Source organism: Amycolatopsis sp. NBC_01286, assembly GCF_035982555.1.
GTDB lineage: Bacteria > Actinomycetota > Actinomycetes > Mycobacteriales > Pseudonocardiaceae > Amycolatopsis.
This window is the reverse complement of record NZ_CP108428.1, coordinates 4,487,989-4,506,355: the sequence shown is the minus strand read 5'-3', so window position 1 is coordinate 4,506,355 and position 18,367 is coordinate 4,487,989. Positions and strand designations below refer to the sequence as shown.

Annotated in this window: 13 protein-coding genes; 9 read left to right on the top strand and 4 right to left on the bottom strand. The window is 71.7% G+C overall.

Going from position 1 to position 18,367, the window contains the following annotated elements; all coding sequences use genetic code 11:
* Positions 1–2: 2 nt before the first annotated feature.
* Both OG570_RS21750 and OG570_RS21745 read right to left on the bottom strand, forming a co-directional pair.
* Complete coding sequence (locus OG570_RS21750; protein WP_326958818.1) at positions 3–578, bottom strand: hypothetical protein; 576 nt, start codon at positions 576–578, stop codon at positions 3–5.
* A gap of 324 nt (positions 579–902) precedes the next feature.
* Positions 903–1,691: an SDR family NAD(P)-dependent oxidoreductase gene (locus OG570_RS21745; protein ID WP_326958816.1), complete on the bottom strand. Its 789-nt coding sequence runs from the start codon at positions 1,689–1,691 to the stop codon at positions 903–905.
* 121 nt (positions 1,692–1,812) lie between these two features.
* Here OG570_RS21745 and OG570_RS21740 point away from each other — a divergent pair, with 121 nt between their 5' ends.
* The 5 genes from OG570_RS21740 (at position 1,813) to OG570_RS21720 (ending at position 5,968) form a co-directional block, all read left to right on the top strand.
* Positions 1,813–2,424 carry a TetR/AcrR family transcriptional regulator gene (locus OG570_RS21740; RefSeq protein ID WP_326958814.1) on the top strand — a complete coding sequence of 204 codons (612 nt, stop codon included), beginning with the start codon at positions 1,813–1,815 and terminating at the stop codon, positions 2,422–2,424.
* A 99-nt stretch (positions 2,425–2,523) separates the two neighbouring features.
* Complete coding sequence (locus tag OG570_RS21735; RefSeq protein WP_326958812.1) at positions 2,524–2,877, top strand: RidA family protein; 354 nt, start codon at positions 2,524–2,526, stop codon at positions 2,875–2,877.
* Entirely contained in the window at positions 2,870–3,523 is a 654-nt protein-coding gene (locus tag OG570_RS21730) for a helix-turn-helix transcriptional regulator (protein WP_326958810.1), read from the top strand. The genes OG570_RS21735 and OG570_RS21730 overlap by 8 nt, the downstream gene beginning before the upstream one ends.
* Positions 3,520–4,479: a pyridoxal-phosphate dependent enzyme gene (locus tag OG570_RS21725; RefSeq protein WP_326958808.1), complete on the top strand. Its 960-nt coding sequence runs from the start codon at positions 3,520–3,522 to the stop codon at positions 4,477–4,479. Before OG570_RS21730 ends, OG570_RS21725 begins: the two co-directional genes overlap by 4 nt.
* 280 nt (positions 4,480–4,759) lie before the next feature.
* Positions 4,760–5,968 (top strand): L,D-transpeptidase, encoded by a 1,209-nt coding sequence (locus OG570_RS21720; protein ID WP_326958806.1) that lies wholly within the window; start codon positions 4,760–4,762, stop codon positions 5,966–5,968.
* A gap of 64 nt (positions 5,969–6,032) precedes the next feature.
* Here the strand turns inward: OG570_RS21720 and OG570_RS21715 are convergent, their stop codons facing one another.
* Entirely contained in the window at positions 6,033–6,866 is an 834-nt protein-coding gene (locus OG570_RS21715; protein ID WP_326958804.1) for an enoyl-CoA hydratase/isomerase family protein, read from the bottom strand.
* A gap of 106 nt (positions 6,867–6,972) precedes the next feature.
* On the opposite strand from OG570_RS21715, the gene OG570_RS21710 reads away from it, so the two are divergent.
* Together OG570_RS21710 and OG570_RS21705 are read left to right on the top strand one after the other, a co-directional pair.
* On the top strand, positions 6,973–7,386 hold the full coding sequence (locus OG570_RS21710; RefSeq protein WP_326958802.1) for a winged helix-turn-helix transcriptional regulator: 414 nt from the start codon (positions 6,973–6,975) through the stop codon (positions 7,384–7,386).
* A 208-nt stretch (positions 7,387–7,594) separates the two neighbouring features.
* A complete protein-coding gene (locus OG570_RS21705; RefSeq protein WP_326958800.1) occupies positions 7,595–9,277 on the top strand; it encodes a DUF4832 domain-containing protein in 1,683 nt (560 codons plus the stop codon).
* Positions 9,278–9,472: 195 nt separating this feature from the next.
* On the opposite strand, the gene OG570_RS21700 is transcribed toward OG570_RS21705, so the two are convergent.
* The gene (locus OG570_RS21700; RefSeq protein WP_247056333.1) at positions 9,473–10,258 is read right to left on the bottom strand and encodes an AfsR/SARP family transcriptional regulator; all 786 of its coding nucleotides are present in this window, start codon (positions 10,256–10,258) and stop codon (positions 9,473–9,475) included.
* 183 nt (positions 10,259–10,441) lie between these two features.
* Here OG570_RS21700 and OG570_RS21695 point away from each other — a divergent pair, with 183 nt between their 5' ends.
* Positions 10,442–17,710, top strand: a complete 7,269-nt coding sequence (locus tag OG570_RS21695; RefSeq protein WP_326958798.1) for an RHS repeat-associated core domain-containing protein — start codon at positions 10,442–10,444, stop codon at positions 17,708–17,710.
* The gene (locus OG570_RS21690) at positions 17,707–18,363 is read left to right on the top strand and encodes a hypothetical protein (protein WP_247056338.1); all 657 of its coding nucleotides are present in this window, start codon (positions 17,707–17,709) and stop codon (positions 18,361–18,363) included. The genes OG570_RS21695 and OG570_RS21690 overlap by 4 nt, the downstream gene beginning before the upstream one ends.
* Positions 18,364–18,367: the final 4 nt, after the last annotated feature.

Genomic DNA, 18,367 nt, shown 5'->3' with positions numbered 1-18,367 from the left:
CGTCAGTCCTTTTCTGCTTCGAGTTCCAGCGGGCTGACCCAGAAGAACTCACCCTCGCTGTCGTAGTCGTAGATGACCACGCGGCTGCCCAGCCCGAGGTTGCCTTCCCCGGCGAGCCGGATGGAGATGATCGCCGACGCCCCATCGGCGGCGGCCACTTCGGCCTGCCCGAAGTCCTCGGTGACGGTCGAGGTCCGCACAACGGCAACCCGGCCGACGAAGTCCTGCCGGCTCGGCACGGCCCCGGCGAAGACGCGCCGCAACGGCACGACGACCAGCCGGGTCCCGAGCGCCCCTCCCACGAGCGCGGCGACCAGCACGCCAAAGCCGAGCCCGACCCGCAGGGGTGTGCCCACGCCGTCGATGAGAACGGTCCCGACGAGGCTGAGGAACCAGCTGAAGGCGACGAGCAGCGACAGCGGGATGGGCAGCGGAACCCCGCCGAAGAAGCCGATTTCACCGTCCTCGACGTCGAGCACCCCGACGAGGGCCAGCACCCAGTACCCGATGACGACGATCAGCAGGAAGCTGAAGAGCACGGCAGGAAAAGCCAAAGCCGCGGTGACGAACCCGCTCATCCGACGTCGTTTCCTTCCCCCAAGGAAGGGCCCGGCACTCCAGAGCCCTGGCCAGCGACTATAACCGGCGAGCGAGAGCGGGGAAGAACATTTCGGACACGAACCGGTCACACCGGCGTGCCTCCGCGGAGCTGTCAGGCGCGCGGCCATGATGCCCCAGCACGCCGATGAGGGTGTGCAAGGCGTTCAGGAACCGGCTTACGCTGAAGATCAGCACCGAATACTGCGTCCACAATGGACCGGCGGGCGCCGACCCGGCGTTGCCGGGGACGAAGAACCCGATCACCCCGAGCACGAGGTGCGGGTGGGGGTTCGGCAGGACGCTTACGGTGTCTTGAGGATGCCCCCGTCGACGGTCCAGTTGGAGCCCACCGCGCTGGGCATTGCCGGCGATGCCAGCAGGAGCACCGCCCGGGCGATCTCGGCGGGCTCGATCAGCTTGCCGGTCACCATTCCCGACTGCTCGGGCATCGCCGCGAGCACCGTCTCCTGGTCGATGCCCATGCTCGCCGACAGCCTCCCCACGTAGCCGTCCGGACTCGTCAGGATCGCGGTCCGGGTGGCGCCGGGGGTGACGACGTTGACCCGGACGCCCGTTTCTCCCAGCTTCTCCGCCAGTCCGCGGGAGAACGCGCTCAGCCCGGCCTTGGCCGCGGCGTAGGACAGCGGCACCCCACGCGGGTCGCGCGCGGAGCTCGAGCTGATGTTCACGATCGCGCCTCGCGCCCGCGACAGCGCCGGCAGCGCCGCCCGGGTCATCTCCACGGCGGCGCCGAGGTTCAGCGCGAGGACGTCGCTCCACACCGCGCCGGAACCGCCGATGGGGTCGAGGAGGTCGGCCTCGGCCACATCGCCGCCGCCGGCGTTGTTGACGAGCACGTCGAGGCGCGGGTCGTTCGCGAGCACCGTGTCGAGCACCCGCCGCGGCGCGGCGGGGTCGAGGAGGTCGGCGGACACGAACGTCGCACCGGTGGCTTCGAGCTCGGGAGTGCTCTTCCTCGACACAGCAACGACTTCGGCGCCTTCGGCGAGGAACGCCTCGACCGTCGCCAGTCCGATGCCCCTGCTCGCCCCCGTCACGAGGACGCGCTTGCCCGCAAGATCCAGATCCATGATGACGTTCCCTTCGCGTCTGACTTGACCACACAAATGCTACACGAGAGTCTCAGTTAGTCCAGGAGTCGAGACGGCAGCGCTTCGAATGTAGGCTGATCCGGGACGAGGAGGGGTTCGGATGAGCGCAGACGCCGGACCGCGGCGCTTGCGGGCGGACGCGGAGCGCAGCACGGCGCGGATCCTGGCGGCCGCCGAGGAGGTGCTCGCCGTCGACGCGAACGCCACGCTGGAGCGGATCGCCGACGCCGCGGGGCTCGCGCGCGCCACCGTCCACCGCCGGTTCTCGTCCCGCAAGGCGTTGCTGGAGGCGCTGACCGGCGTGCTCAACGAGCGCTACCTGCGCGGGCTCGAGCAGGCGCGAGTGGCGACGGCCCCGCCCGTCGCGGCGCTGTACCGGCTGACCGAGCTGCTCTTCGAGCTCAAGGTCGGCAGCCGGGCGATCATGGAACTCACCGCGGACCCGGCCACCCAGATGACACCCATGAGCCCCGAGGTCACGGCCGGGCTCGAGCTGCTGTTCAAGCGGTTGCGCGAAGCCGGCGAAATCACCGCCACCGACACCGCGTGGTGCTGCGCCATTTACCTGGCTGTCGTCCACGAGGCAGCACGGCTGCCGACGGACTCCCCGGCGCTGGGTACCGCGGCGGGCGAGGTGGGCGCGCGGGCCGACCTGACCTACCGGACCGTGCTGGCCGCACTGGGTGGCGACCGGCCGCACGTTGCGCTTTAGCACCCGCACCGGTTCCCCGCGGCCGACGTGAGGGCCTGCTCGGCAACGGCGTGACGCAAGCCATCTGGACAGTTCGTCCAACCGCTATACGCTGAGTCCATGAGCAACGAGCACCCCTACCCGCCGGCCTTCCGCAGCGGCGATCTGGTTTCCGTGTCCGGGCGGCTCGGTGTCACCGGGACCGGCGAGCTGGTGCCGGGAGGGTTCGATGCCGAGTGCCCGCAGGCCTTCACCAACCTCGACGCCGCGCTGCGGTCGGTGGGCGCGAGCCGGGCCGACGTGGTGAAGGTCGTGGCCTACCTGACCGACATCGCCGACCGGCCCGGCCTCAACTCCGTCTACGAGGGGTTCTTCGCCGAGCCCCGGCCCGCGCGCACCTGTGTCGGGGTGGCGTCGCTGCCCTACGGCGCCGTGGTCGAGGTCGAAGCGCTCGCCCGGGTGCGGGATGCCTGAGGTCTCCGAGCGGGACGCGATCCTCGCGGCGCTCGCCCCGGTCGCCGACGGCATCGCCGCGACCCTCGGCTCGTTCTGCGAGGTCGTCGTGCACGACTTCCGGCAGCCGGACAGCTCGGTCGTCGCGATCGCCGGGTCGGTCACCGAACGCTCGGTGGGCGGGTCGATGAGCGAGATCGGCATGGGCCTGCTCGCCCGGGGTGACGACGCCGAGGACCAGCTGAACTACGTCACCCGCACCGCATCCGGGAAACTGGTGAAGTCCTCCACGATGCTGGTGCGCGACAGCGGCGGCGCGGTGTTCGGCGCGCTCTGCGTGAACCTCGACGTCACCGCGCTGGGCCGGCTGCGGACCCTCGTGGGCGAACTGGCCGACGTCGGCACAACCGCGGAACCACCGATGACCACCTTCGGCGACGACGTCGACGCCGTGGTCGACGCGATCGTCGACGAGCACCAGCTGCGCCTGAACAAACCCTGGGCCGCGCTCAGCCGCGACGAGCGGCTGGACCTGTTCCGCAGCCTGCACGCCCGCGGCGTGTTCGCCGTGCGGCGGGCGGTGCCGCAGGTCGCGGCCCGGATCGGCATTTCCCGCGCCTCCGCCTACAACTACCTCGCCGACATCCGCGCCCAAGGAGCACCATGACCGCGCCCGTGACCCTCGACGACATCCGCGACGCCGCCGCCCGGCTGGCCGGCGTCGCGCACCGGACCCCGGTGGTGCGCTCCCGCACCCTCGACGACCTCGTCGGCGCCGAGGTGCTGATCAAGTGCGAGAACCTGCAACGCATCGGGGCCTTCAAGTTCCGCGGCGCGTACAACGCCGTCTCCCGCCTCACGCCGGAGCAGCTGGCCAAGGGCGTGGCCGCCTACTCCTCGGGCAACCACGCCCAGGCCGTCGCGCTCGCCGCGCGGGAACTCGGGAGCAGTGCGGTGATCCTCGTCCCCGAGGACACCCCGAAGTCCAAAGTGGACGCGACCCGGGGCTACGGCGCCGAGATCGTCACCTACGACCGGTACACCGGCGACCGGGTCGCGATCGGGCAGGCGCTGGCCGCCGAGCGCGGGCTCGCCCTGATCCCGCCCTACGAGCACCCGCACGTCATCGCCGGTCAGGGGACCGCGGCGCTGGAACTGCTGGAGGAGGCCGGTTCGCTGGACACGCTGGTCGTCCCCGTCGGCGGCGGCGGCCTCATCGCGGGCAGTTCCACGGCCGCGAAGGCACTGCAGCCCGGCATCCGGGTCGTCGGCGTCGAACCGGCCGCCGGTGACGACACCAAGCGGTCGCTGGCGGCCGGCGAGCGTGTCGCGATTCCCGTGCCCCACACGATCGCCGACGGCCAAGCCGCCGAGATCCCCGGCGAACTCACGTTTTCGATCAACCGGAACCTCGTGGACGAGATCGCACTGGTCACCGACGACGCCATCCGGGACGCGATGCGGTTCGCTTTCGAGCGGCTGAAGCTCGTCCTCGAACCGAGCGGGGCGACCGGGATCGCTGCCCTCCTGAGCGGGCAGATCACCGCGCCGGGCCGGGTCGGCGTGATCCTCAGCGGCGGCAACATCAGCCCGGAGCGCTTCGCCGAGCTGCTCGGCGGCTGATCCGTCGGGTTGCCCAGCAGCGGCCGTGTGAAGAGACGCGAGACGACGTGGGCGTCACACGTAGGCGATGCGGCATGATCACCCAGCCCGAGAAACCTCGGGCTGGGTGGGTACCCCGTCCGGCTGGGATCGGCATCAGGCGATGCCAGCCGGACGCCGACGACAGGTACGGAACCGGCGAGGCTGCGAGCGGCTCGGACGACCGGCGGCAACTTTGTCCACGAGTGACCGGATCGTGACGCAACTTGGCGTGGGGTCGAACGTCTGATGGACCGTGAGAGTGATCCGCATCGCCGGGCTCGGCCTGGTGACCCTGCTGTTGGCCGCGTGTAGTGGACAGAACGAGACCGGCGGGACTGCGCAGGCAGTCGGAGCGGTCGGAGTGGCCGGGACGGCGACGGTGCCCGGGATGCCGGCCGCGACGGTGGCGTTCGAGGGCGGGGACCAGCTGAGTCCGAAGGACCCGATCGTGGTCAGGGCGTCGGGTGGCACGTTGCAGGCGGTCACGGTCACGAACCCGCAGACCGGCAACGCCGTCAAGGGTGACCTCTCGCCGGACAAGACGACCTGGACCAGCGCGGACAACCTGCGGTACGGGGCCACCTACCAAGCGGTCGCCACCGCGGTGAACCAGGCGGGCGCGGCGACCGAGCAACGCGGGGAAGTGCACACCCTCAAGCCGTCCGGGGTCGCCACCGCCTCGCTGTTCCAGCCGGCGTCGGGTGACATCGGCGTCGGCGTGGTCCTCGGGCTGAAGTTCGACCACGACATCACCGACAAGGCCACGGTGGAGAAGTCCTTCAAGGTGACGTCCTCGCCCGCGCAGGGCGGCGGCTGGTACTGGGTGAGCAAGCGCGAGGTGCACTTCCGGCCGAAGGAGTACTGGAAGGCCGGCTCGACCGTGAAGCTCGAGACCACGACCTTCGGGATGCCCATCGGGGGCGGGGTGTACGGCGGCCAGGACGTCTCGGCCAGCTACAAGGTGCACGACTCCTGGGTCGCCAAGGCGGACGGCAAGACGCACCAGATGAAGGCGTTCCACAACGGTCAGCTGGTGAAGACCGCGCCGATCAGCATGGGCAAGACCGTCGACACCCCGCCGCGGGGCCCGACGCCGACGTTCAACGGCACGCACACCGTGCTGTCGAAGGTGGACCACACGATCATGGACTCCTGCAGCTACGGCGTGTGCGAGGGCGACCCCGGCTACTACAAGGCGCCGGAGAACTGGGACGTCCGGATCTCCAACGACGGCGAGTACCTGCACGAGAACCTGAAGACGGTCGGGGTGCAGGGCAGCGACAACGTCTCCAACGGCTGCCTCAACATGAACACCGAGAACGCCAAGTGGTTCTTCGACAACTTCAACACCGGCGACGTCGTCGAGGTCACCGACTCGGGCGGCCCGCAGCTGTCGATCAACAACGGCCACGGCGACTGGGCGATCAGCTGGAGCGCCTGGCAGGCCGGCAGCGCCCTGCACGGCTGAGAACGGCGATTCGCGTTTCCCCTCACACGCACGGGACCGACGTCGGCGGTCGATTCCTTGACGCTCAGCGGGCGATGGTGCGCATCAGCGTTTCGAGGTCGCGCTCACCGTCGCGAGTCTGAACCCCGTTCGGCAACGCCGCGGCCATCAGCTTCTGCACGGCGGGCGATTCGACCTGGGACGCCCAGGCGTCGTGCTCACGCCGGTATCCGGCGGTGAGGTCGTCGGCGGGCAAAACGCGCTTCACCGCGGCGATGACCCCGTCGGGCAGCGCGGCGATGTTGCGGGCGATCCGGTCGACGAAACCGCGCAACTCTGCGGCCGGCACGGCCCGGTTGATCCAGCCGTAGGCCGCGGCGGTCTCGGCGTCGAACAGGTCAGCCGCCAGGACGATCTCCAGGGCGCGGTTGCGCCCGACCCGCTCACGCAGGTACTGCGTGCCGCCACCACCCGGAACGATGCCCATGAGCGCCTCGATCTGGCCGAGCCCGGCCGTCTCGGCCGCGGCGAAGGCCATGTCCGCGGCCGCGACGAACTCCGCGCCACCGCCGCGGGCCTTGCCCGCGAGCTCGACGATCGTCACCTGGGGCTGGTGGCGCAGCAGCTCGCCGACGGCCTGGAACACGTTGACCCCCGCCGGTGCTGCCTCGGCAAGCGCGTCGAGGGCGTCGGCGTCCTCCAGGATCAGCATGTCGACGTGGGCGAGGAAGAACTCGGGGTCGGCGCCGGCGAAGACGATGACCCGGACCGACGGGTCGTCGCGGAACCCGTCGAGCAGCGTGCGCAGCTCCCGCATCATCGTCGCGCCGAGCACGTTCACCGGCGGGTTGTGCAGCACGACGCGGGCGACCCCGCGACCAGTGCTCACGTGCAGGGTCGAGTAGGGCTGTTCGGTCATCACGGATCCCTCGCGTTACTGATCGGCCTGTAGGTTTGCGATGCATACCCATGCTGGTCAGCACGACAGTGAAGATCAAGAACGCACTTTGGGAGAACCAGGGATCATGAGGGATACCTACCTGCTCGGCGCGGCCGCGGACGCCACCGGCGGCCGGGTCGTGTTCCGCTCGGACTGCCCCAGCCGGCCGATCCTCGACCAGATCGCGGACAAGTGGTCGATGATGATCATGGCGGTACTGGAGCGGCCGACGCGGTTCAACGAGCTGATGCGCCGGCTGGAGGGGGTCACGCAGCGGGTGCTCACCCAGTCGTTGCGCCGCCTGGAACGCAACGGGATGATCCGCCGCACCGTGCTGCCGACCTCGCCGGTCGGCGTCGAGTACTCCCTGACCCCGCTGGGCGAGTCACTGCGTGAGCCGTTCGGTCACCTCTACTCCTGGACGGTCGAACACAGCGCGCGGATCCAGCAGGCCCAGCAGGCCTACGACCACGGCGCCGATTCCAGGTCCACGCCGTGAGTCAATTGTGAAAGCGCTTTCTCGCGTGAGCTTCACTCATTCACGGACGGGCGGGAAATGATCGATTGACCGTGTGGTCCGCATCCTGCCCCCGGATATTGACCCCTGCGGCGCGCGCGTCTAACGTTCGATCACTGTGGTCGGCTCCACCGAAGACGTCTTCCGCTGGGTGACGGCAGTCGCTCCGCGGGCGGGAACGGAGAAGCGCGTGCCGAAGATCGTGCGAGCCCTCGTGTTGGCCGTGGTCCTCACCGGTGTCGCGGCCGTTCCCGCCGCCGCCGCGATCACCGCTCCGACGGTGACCAGCACCGCCACGACCGTCACCTACCAGATGGGGTATACCGGCGCGCCCGCGTTCGCGCGGGTCTACCTCGACGTGGACCGGAACACCGGCACGGGGTTCGCCCAGGGTGCGGTCGGCGCGGACTTCCTGCTGGAGAACGGATCCCTCTACCGGCACGCGGGTGGCGGATGGGCGTGGACGCCGGTGAAGCCGGTGCCGTTCACGTCGTCGGGCGGGATCGCGCGCTGGACGGTGGACCGGGCCGACATCGGCGAATCGGCGAGCCCGAACGACGCCGACGCGGTGTTCCAGGTGGAAGCCCCGGTGGAGACCTCCGCCAAGATCACCTACACCTACACCGGAGGTGCGAGCGGTCCGGTCTACCAGCCCTCGGCCGACCTCATCGCCAACCCGGAACGCGGGCTCTACCACCACACCCAGGACTGCGACAAGGCCGACTTCTCCGCCGACACGCTGCGCCAGTACCGGGTCTCGCAGGGCATCACGCTGGTGATGTGCATCTTCTACCTCGCCGAGTACAAGACCGCGCCGATCGCCCAGAGCGCGTTGGACCGGCTGGGCCGGCAGTTCGCCGCGGCCCGCGCGGCGGGGGTGAAACTGGTGCTGCGCTTCGCCTACACGGCGTCGGACGCCGGAGACGACGCGCCGAAGGACCGCGTGCTCGGGCACCTGGACCAGCTCGCGCCCTACCTCAAGGCGAACGCGGACGTCATCGACGTGGTGCAGGCGGGTCTCATCGGCGCGTGGGGCGAGTGGTACTACACGCAGAACTTCGGCAACGCGGGCACGATCACCGCGGCCGACTGGGCGAACCGCAAGGCCGTGGTGGACAAGCTGCTGAGCGTCCTGCCCGCCACGCGGGCGGTGCAGCTGCGGACGCCGAAGATCAAGCGCACCCTCTACGCGGGCGGCAACACGCGGCTGGGCCACCACAACGACTGCTTCCTGGCCGGCCCGGACGACTTCGGCACCTACGAGAACCCGTCCGTGGAGTACCCGTACCTGGAGGGCGAGACCCGGACGGTGCCGATGGGCGGCGAGACGTGTGCGCTGAACCCGCCCCGTTCGGACTGCCCCACGGCCACGGGTGAGCTGTCGCGGTTCCACTGGACGTTCCTCAACACCGACTACCAGCAGGCGGTCCTGCAGTCGTGGGCCGCCCAGGGCTGCCTCGCGGACGTGACCGACCGCCTCGGCTACCGGTTCACGTTGCGCGACGGCACCTTCCCGGCCACCGCCGTGCGCGGGTCGGGCCTCGCGATCCGGATCGGGCTCACCAACGACGGCTACGCGGCGGCGACCAATCCCCGCAACGTGACGCTGGTACTGCGCAACACCGCCACCGGAGCGGTGACACGGATCCCGCTCGCCGCCGACCCCCGCACCTGGCTGCCCGGCGCGCAGACCGTGGCGCAAACCGTGACGGTGCCGTCGTCGCTGGCTCCGGGCACGTACGCGCTGCTGCTGGAACTGGCCGATCCCCTGCTGCCCACCCGGCCCGAGTACTCCATCCGGACGGCCAATACGGGCCTGTGGGACGCGGCGACCGGGTTCAACGACCTCCGGTCCTCGGTGACCGTGTCGTAGCGGCGCCGATGCGGCGGTGCCGTCGGGCTTGCGCGCGGCCGGGTCGAGGCCGCGCGCAAGGCGACGCTGCGACTCAGCAGGGGTCGTTATGCCAGACCGGCGTCCAGTTGTAGTTCTGGTTGTCGGACTTCGCACCGCTGATAGCCGACCGCGGCCGTGTACGTCGCGTTGACCCATTGCCGGGCCTGAAGAACCTCAGCCGAAGATTCGGGTGTGGGCCGTGAAGACCGCGTCGCCCGGGAAGTCGCCGCGGAGGATGCGCTGGTGCAGTTCGCGCAGGACCGCTCCCGGCTCCACTCCCAGGGTTTCCACCAGGTGGCGGCGGATCTGCAGGTACGCCTCCAGCGCTTCGGCCCGGCGGCCCGCGTGCGCCAGGGCCCGCATCGCCTGTGCCCACAGGCTTTCCCTCAGCGGGTTGCGTGCCGCGAGTTCCCGTAGCTCCGACGCCGCCTGGTCGTGTTCGCCCAGTTCCGCGTGCACCTGGGCTTGGCGCTCGGCCAGCGTGGTCCGGCGGTCCTCCAGCGCCAGCAGTTCGGCGTGCAGCAACGCCCCCACCCGCAGGCCTTCGCCCGCGCGGCCGCGCCACAACGCCGACGCCTGCTGGTAGTACTCCAGCGCGTCCGAATACCGGTGGAGCCGGGCGGCCGCCTCGGCCGCCGACGCGTAGCGGTCGAACAGGTCCAGGTCGCGTTCGCCGGGCTCGACGCGCAGGAGATAACCACCCGCGCGGGTGAGCAACCGGTCCTCCACGTCACCCGCTTCGCGGAGGCAGCGGCGCAGGCCGGCGACGTACGTGCGGAGGTTCGACTCCGGGCTGGCCGGCGGGGTGTCCCAGACGGCTTCGGCCAGGTAGTCGACGCTGGCGAGTTTGTTCGCACGAACCAGCAAAGCGGCGAACACGGCACGCTGCCGCGGCCCGCCCAGCTCCGCGGTCCGCCCGTTTCTTCGCGCCTCCAGCGGTCCGAGCAGGTCGAATCGCATCGAGTCCCCCTAGTCTTCCCCTCGTTACGCATAGTGCTACGCCGGTACCTCAACGCACAACGGCAGTTCGGGAAACGCGGTCCGGCGTCACAGTGCCGGGCCTGGGCGGAATCTGGGCAAGATCTGGGCACGGCCCGGCGCATGCTTTCCCCGACCGGATGCGGCACGAGGGGACTAGAGCTCATGGCCAGGTCGTCCAGATTCGCCGCGTTCGCGGCCGCCCTGCTCATCGCGGGCCAGATCGCCGGGTTCACGCACCCGGCGGGCGCCGAGCCGGCCGCCGCCACGGCGAAGGCCGCGGCGCTGCCCTCGACCCCGACGAACTACGCCTACGACGCGGCCGGCCGCGTGAAGGGTGTTTCCCAGAGCACGGGTTCGGGCGCCGCCGCGCGGTACAACTACGACGATTCGGGCAACGTCACCTCGATCGACCGCACCGTCACTTCGGCGCTGTCGGTCTCGAGCTTCGTCCCCGCGCGAGCCGCCGCCGGCGCGAAGGTCACCGTCGCCGGTACCGGGTTCGCCGCCACGGCCGGCGCGAACACCGTCAAGTTCGGCGGGAAGGCCGCCACCGTCACGACGGCGAGCGCCACCTCCCTCGAGGTGACCGTGCCCACGGGCGCGGTCACCGGCCCGGTCACGGTGACGACCACCGCGGGCACCGCGACCAGCCAGCAGTCCTTCACCGTCGACGCGGCCACCGCCGCCCCGGCGGTCACCGGCTTCAGCCCCGCGACCGGCGTCGCCGGCACGACGGTCACCTTGACCGGCACCGGGTTCGCCCCCGTCGCGGCCGACGACACCGTGACGTTCGGCCTCACCCGCGCCCGCGTCACCGCGGCCACGGCCACCAGCCTCACCGTGACCGTCCCGGACGCGGCCACCTCCGGCCGGATCACCGTCGCGACGCCCGGCGGCACCGCCGCGGTGTCCGGCACCGACTTCGTCGTCGTGCCAAGGGGTTACGCCGTCGCCGACGTCGGGTCCGCGGCGACCCTGGCGGTCGACGGCACCGCGGCCACGGTGTCCGTGGCCGCGTCGGGCAAGGTCGCGCTGCTGCGGTTCGCCGGCACGAAGGGCCAGCGGCTGAGCCTCGGCCTCACCGGCTCGACGATCACCACCGAGTACTCGGTCGCGGTCTTCACGCCCTACGGCGCGCCCTTCGCCCGCAACGACTACGACGCGCCGCGCCTGAGCACGTACCTCTACGGCGGTTACGAACTGCCGCCGCTGCCCAGCAGCGGCGTCTACCAGGTGGTCGTCGATCCCAGCGCGGCCGGCACCGGCTCGGTGACCGCGACGCTGTCCAGCCGCGTCACCGGCACGCTCGACCCGGCCGGCGCCGGGGTCACCGTGGCCCTCGCCCGGGCGGGGCAGCAGGCGGAGCTGACGCTGCCGGTGACCGCGGGCCAGCACATCGGCGTCGGGTTCAGCGGGTCGACCTTCGCCGCGAGCACCCAGCTCACGCTGTCGGTCAAGGAACCCAACGGCACCCCGCTGCTGTGGAACGCCCAGGGTTCCACGCGCGGCCTGCTCAAGTCCGACGGCGGCGGCGACTACGACTTCGTCCCGAGCCAGACCGGCACCTACACGCTGGTGGTCGGCTCGACGGACGCCACCACCGGCTCGCTGACGGTCACCGCGTCCCCGGCCCTCGAAGCGGGCGCGATCACCCTCGGCGCACCGAGGAACCTCGCCATCTCCCGGCCCGGCCAGGACGCCCGGCTGACCTACGCGGGGGTCGCCGGCCAGCAGCTCAGCCTCGACTTCGACCAGTACATCTTCGGCTACTTCCCCTACCTCACGGTCACCAAGCCCGACGGCTCGGCGCTCTACGCGGGCCCGTCCGGCTACCACGCGGACTTCCCCGCGCTGCCGGTCGACGGCGGCTACCTGATCACGGTGAGCCCGCAGTCCACCACCGGGTCCGCGACGCTGCTGCTGACCACCCGGCAGGACGCGGGCACCCTCACCACCACCGGCCCGGCCGTCACCGTGAACCTCCCGCAGTCGGGGCAGACGGCGTCGCTCGCCTTCACCGCCACGGCCGGCAGCGGGCTGTCGCTCGCCTTCACGAACTGGACGCTGCCCGGAACGGTCCTCGCGCAGGTGATCAAGCCGACGGGAGAGGTCGAAGCGGCCTACGACGTCGGCTCGCTCAGCACGTTCTGGTTCGTGCCCGGGGCTTCCGGCGCGTACCGCCTGCTGCTCACCCCGGACGGGTCCGGCGCCGGTTCCGCCGCCGTGACGCTGTCCGCGGAAACCGCGGGCGGCACCGTCGCCGTCGGCACCCCGAAGACGGTTTCGGCGACCCGGCCCGGCCAGACCACCCGGCTGAGCTTCACCGGAACCGCGAACCAGCGGCTCAGCCTGGCTTTCCCGTCCTACGGCTTCACCTACTACCTGGGCGTCATGGTCATCCGGCCGGACGGCGGGCTGCTGCGGAACGGGACGATCACCGCCACGCAGGTCGACCTCGGGCCGCTGCCGGCCGCCGGCACCTACCAGATCGTGGTGTACCCGTTCGCCGAAACCGGTACGGCGCAGCTGACCCTGGCCGAACGGACCGACGCCGGCACCGCGACCGTCGGCGGGGCCGCGAAGACGATGACCGTCGCGCAGGCGGGCAAGTACGTCGAAACGTCCTTCACCGCGACGGCGAACCAGCGGCTGTCGATCGGGTTCACCAACTGGACCTTCCCCGCGGCCGGCTACTTCCGCGCCCGCGTGGTCGACGCGAACGGCGTCGAGAGCGAAGACATCCTCGTCTACAAGAGCGGCGCCGTCGACACCAAGGTCGGCGCGGCCGGGACGTACCGGCTGATCCTCGCCCCGGGGGCGAACGCGACCGGCTCGGTTTCGGCGACGCTGTCGCAGCAGCTCGACGGCGGCGCGATCGCCTTCAACACCGCGAAAACCGTGACGATGAGCCGCGCCGGGCAGAGCGTCCGGCTGACGTACGCGGGGACCGCGGGCCAGAACCTCTCGCTCAACTCCACCAGCACCACGCTGCCCTACTACCCGTACGTCGAGGTGCGCAAGCCGGACGGCACGGTGCTGACCCAGCACGCCGGCGCCGCGTCGGTGCCGATCGCGACGCTGCCGGTCACCGGCACCTACGAGATCGTCGTCAGTCCCTACTCCTACACCGGATCGGACACCCTCAAGCTCGTCACGCGGGCCGCGCTGCAGCCGCTCGTCACGCAGCCGTCCGCCCCGCGCGCGACGGCGGCGGCGCCGCTGCCCGGTGTCCCGCGTGCACTGGCCGAGGGCGGCAAGCCCGCCAACCGGCCGAGGGCGGAGCGGCCCGACACCGGCACGCAGACCAGCCCGGCCGCCGGCGCCTCCTGGGTCCCCGACGCGCGCAACCTGTCCGGCGCCGACTGGACCACGCACCTGCCCCCGGTGACCGGGGACGAAACCCCGGCGCTGCAAGGGAAGCCGGGCTCGACCGCGGTGTCCGGCCGGGTGCGCACCCTGGACGGCCACCCGCTGGCCGGCGTCACCCTGTCCGTCGGCGCGACCCGCGGGGTGAGCGACGCGCAGGGCCGGTTCCTGCTCGAGGGCGTCACCCCCGGCCACGGTGTGCTGCGGATCGACGGGGCGAGCGCGAGCACCCCGGACCGGCGGTTCGGGCTCTACGACGACGGCGTCGACCTCGTCGCCGGGCGGACCACCGTGCTGCCGTACCCGATCTGGATGACCGCGCTCGACACGAAGCACGTGGTGCGGTTCGCGTCGCCGGCACCGGCCGAAGTGGTCGTCACGACCCCGGCCATCCCCGGGCTGGAGGTGCGGTTGCCGAAGGGCGCCGTCGTGCGCGACAGCGCCGGCAAGGTCGTCACCGAACTCGGCATCACGGCCATCCCGGTGGACCGGCCGCCGTTCCCGCTGCCGAAGTCGAACGTCCCGACGTACTTCACCGTGCAGCCCGGCAGCTCCTACGTCTTCCCGACCGGCGCGCGGGTGATCTACCCGAACTACCCGCACGCCCCGCCCGGCGCGGCGATGGACTTCTGGCACTACGACCCGGCCGGGCGCGGCTGGTTCGTCTACGGGCACGGCAAGGTGACCCCGGACGGCAAGCAGGTCGTGCCCGATCCCGGCACCGAGGTCTACCAGTTCACCGGCGCGATGCTCATCGAGCCGGGCGTCGACGCCCCGCCGGACGCCGCGCCGGCCCCCGGCGGCGACACCGTCGGCGGCGATCCCGTCGACCTGGGCAGCGGCCTGCTCAGCGACACCCACACCGACCTCACGGTGTCCGACACGCTGCCGATCGGCGTCACCCGCACCTACCAGCAGGCCGACACCGGGCGCCGCACGTTCGGCGTCGGCACCGGCTCGGACTACGACGTCTACCTCTACGCCCAGCAGCAGTGGATCGACGGGCAGCTGATCCTGCCCGACGGCGCGAAGGTCAAGTACCACCGGATCACCCCCGGCGGCACCGGACCGACCGACTACCTGACGGCCGCGTTCGCCGCCGACCCGACGCCGACGAAGTACGCCGGCTCGGTGCTGGCCTGGAACGGCAACGGCTTCGACCTCCGGCTGCGCGACGGCACCACGCTGGTGTTCGGCGAAGAGGCGCCGCTGCAGGCGATCCGGGACCGCTTCGGCAACACCGTGACGATCACCCGCGGGCCGGCGCAGGCCGACACCGACGGGCACGTCCGGGCGAAGGGCCCGATCACCCAGGTCACCTCGCCCAACGGGCGCTGGATCAGCTTCGCGCACGACACGGCGAACCGGATCACCCGCGCCGAGGACAACACGGGCCGCGCGGTCGGCTACACCTACGACGCGAGCGGCCGGCTCTCGACGTTCACCGACGCCACCGGCGCGGTCACGACGTACACCTACGACGGGCAGGGCCGGCTCGCGACGGCGAAGGACCCCCGCGGCACCGTCTACCTGACCAACCTCTACGACACCAACGGCCGCGTCAGCAAGCAGACCGTCGCCGGCGGCGGCACCTACCAGTTCGCCTACCTGACCGACTCCGCCGGCAAGGTGACGGAGACCAAGCTGACCGATCCGCGCGGCACCGTCCGCCGGGTCACCTTCAACGCGGCGGGTTACAGCACGTCCGACACCGCCGCGTTCGGCGACGCGCTCGCCCGGACGACGACCATCGCGCGGGACCCGGCCACCAACCTGGTGACCAGCACGACCGACCCGCTCGGGCGGCGCACGGACCTGACCTACGACGCCTTCGGCGACGTCACCGGGACCACCGAGCTGGCCGGGACCTCGGCCGCCCGCACCCGGACCTACGCCTACGCCGGGCCGTTCGGCCAGCTGAGCCAGGCCACCGACCCGCTCGGGCGGGTCACCACGTTCGGCTACGGCGCGAACGGCGCGCCGCGGACCACCACCGACCCGCTGACGCGGGTGACCACTGTGGACACCGACGAGCAGGGCCGGGTCACGAAGGTGACCGATCCCCTCTCGCACGCGACGAGCTACGGCTACCTGCTCGGCGACCCGGTCACGGTGACGGACGCGCTCGGCCGCGTCGCCCGCCGGGTGACCGACGGCACGGGCCGCCCGGTCGCCCAGATCGACCGGGCCGGGGCCGTCACCCGCGCGACCTACGACGCCGACGACCGCGTCCGGTCGATCACCGACCCGCTGGGCCGGGTGACCGCCTACGAGTACGAAGCCAACGGGAACCCGGTCAAGCTGACCGACCCGCGCGGCGGCGTCACCGCCTACACCTACGACGCGGCCAACCGGGCGATCACGGAGACGGACCCGCTCAACCGCGTCACGACGACGTCCTACGACACCGAAGGGAACCGGACCGGCCTGACCACCGCCCGGGGCAAGGCGAGCGACTACGCGTTCGACTCGCTCGGCCGCCTGACCCAGGCCCGGTTCGGCGTCTCCGGGAGCACGGCCGAGAGCCAGATCGCCTACGCCTACGACGCGGGCGACCGGGCGACCTCGATCACCGACTCGGCCGGCGGCACCACGACCTTCACCGTCGACGGCTTCGACCGGATCACCCGCGCGGTGAGCCCGCAGGGGCAGCTCGACTACACCTTCGACGCGGCCGACCAGCGCACCGGCCTCACCGTCGCCGGCCAGCCGCAGATCACCTACGGCTACGACGCCGACGGCCAGCTGACGCAGGTCCAGCGCGGCACCGACACCGTGACCCTCGGCTACGACGCCGCCGGGCGCCGGAGCGCGGTCACCCTGCCCGACGGCATCGCGCAGAACTACACCTACGACGCCGACGACCGGATCACCGCGATCGGGTACGCCAGGGCGGGCACGGCGCTGGGCGACCTGTCCTACGCCTACGACCCGGCCGGCCGGCTGACCCAGGCGGGCGGCAGCTACGCCCGCGGCGACGTCCCGGCGGCCTACGGGCCCGCCGTGTACGACGCGGCGAACCAGCTGACCAGCCTGGCCGGGGTCGCCCGGACCTACGACGCCGACGGGAACCCCACCTCGGACGGCACCACGAGCTACGTCTGGGACGCGCGCGGGCAGCTGGCGTCGTCGGCCAGGGCCGGGGTGAGCACCACCTACGCCTACGACGGTCTCGGCCGCCGCACCGGCAAGACCACCGGCGGCGTGACCACCGGGTACCTGTTCGACGGGCTGAACGTCGTCCAGGAGCTCACCGGCGGGACGCCCAGCGCGAACCTGCTCACCGGCGGTGTCGACGAGGTCTTCGCCCGGACGTCCGGGGGCACCACCCGCTCGCTGCTCACCGACCGGCTCGGCAGCACGATCGCCGTCGCCGACGGCGCGGGGACGGTCACCGGCGAGTACACCTACCAACCGTTCGGGGCCACCACGCTGACCGGCGACGACGGCGGCAACCCGACCCGCTTCACCGGCCGGGACGACGAGGGCAACGGCCTGTACCAGTACCGCTCGCGGTACTACTCGACCACCGACCAGCGCTTCCTCGGCCAGGACTCGCTGGGCTTCGGCGGCGGCGACACCAACCTGTACGCCTACGTCGGCGACGCCCCGACGACGTTCGTCGACCCGCTGGGCACGTCGGCGAAGCCGGCCATCCCGGAGAAGCCGCGGCGCATCGCGCTCGGCGACGGCACCTTCCAGTACCCGGACGGCTCGATCCGGGACCACGCCGGGCACTTCGTCGGCACCACCGGGGCGCGGCCGGGCTCGCAGGCGGAAGCGGACGTCTGGGACCGGCTCGAAGAGCTGGGCTACGAGGTGATCCGCGAGCCGGTGACGGTCACCGGCAACGACGGCCAGACCCGGATCTTCGACGGCGCCATCGTGCGGCCCGACGACGGCAGGCTCATCGGCATCGAGGTCAAGAGCGGCACGGCCCGGCTGACCCCGGAGCAGCGGGCGTTCGACACCTGGCTCAACACGACACCGGGTGCGGAAGCCGTCGGCGTCGGTAGGCATGCGGGCCGGCAGGTGGTAGGTGTGTACCAGTGGAACGTCCCATGACGAGCGACGGCGGTCCCCTCGACCGCGCGACGGCGGCGGCCTGGACCCGCGAGGTGCTGGCGGCCCGGCTGGACGAGCCGCTGCGGGCCGAGGGCTTCACGCGGCCGGCGAAGAGCATCGCCTACACGCGGAAGATCGACGGCGGCAAGCAGCGGATCGACTTCGACCTGGTGATGCGCCCGCGGTACGCCAAGGACGCCGTGCAGCTCACGCTGTTCACCTCGCTGCTGCTGCCGGAGGTGGGCGCGAAGGCCGCCGAGCTGCGGGGCGAGCCGTTCGTCCGCGGTAAGCCGGACCTGGTCCAGCGCGAGCTGCTGGGCACGCTGGTGCGCAACCCGCCGGTGCTCACCTTCCGCACGCCCGCCGAGCTGGCCGCCCACGTGCCGACGATCGAGGGGTACCTGCGGACCGGCGTCCTGCCGCACCTCGACGCGAGGCGCACGGTGCGGGCTTTCGCCGAGCCGAAGGCCGAGGTCATCACCCGGCTCGGCGGCAACGACGGCCAGTGGGGCGCCGAACCCGTCGTCGTCGCGGCCGCGTTCCTGGTGCTGGGCGAGCCCGAGCGGGCGAAGGAGCTGCTGACGACCGCGTACCCACCGGACTCGCCGTCGCGCCCGCGGTACGAGCACGTGCTAGCCGCCGTGGGCTGTTGACCAG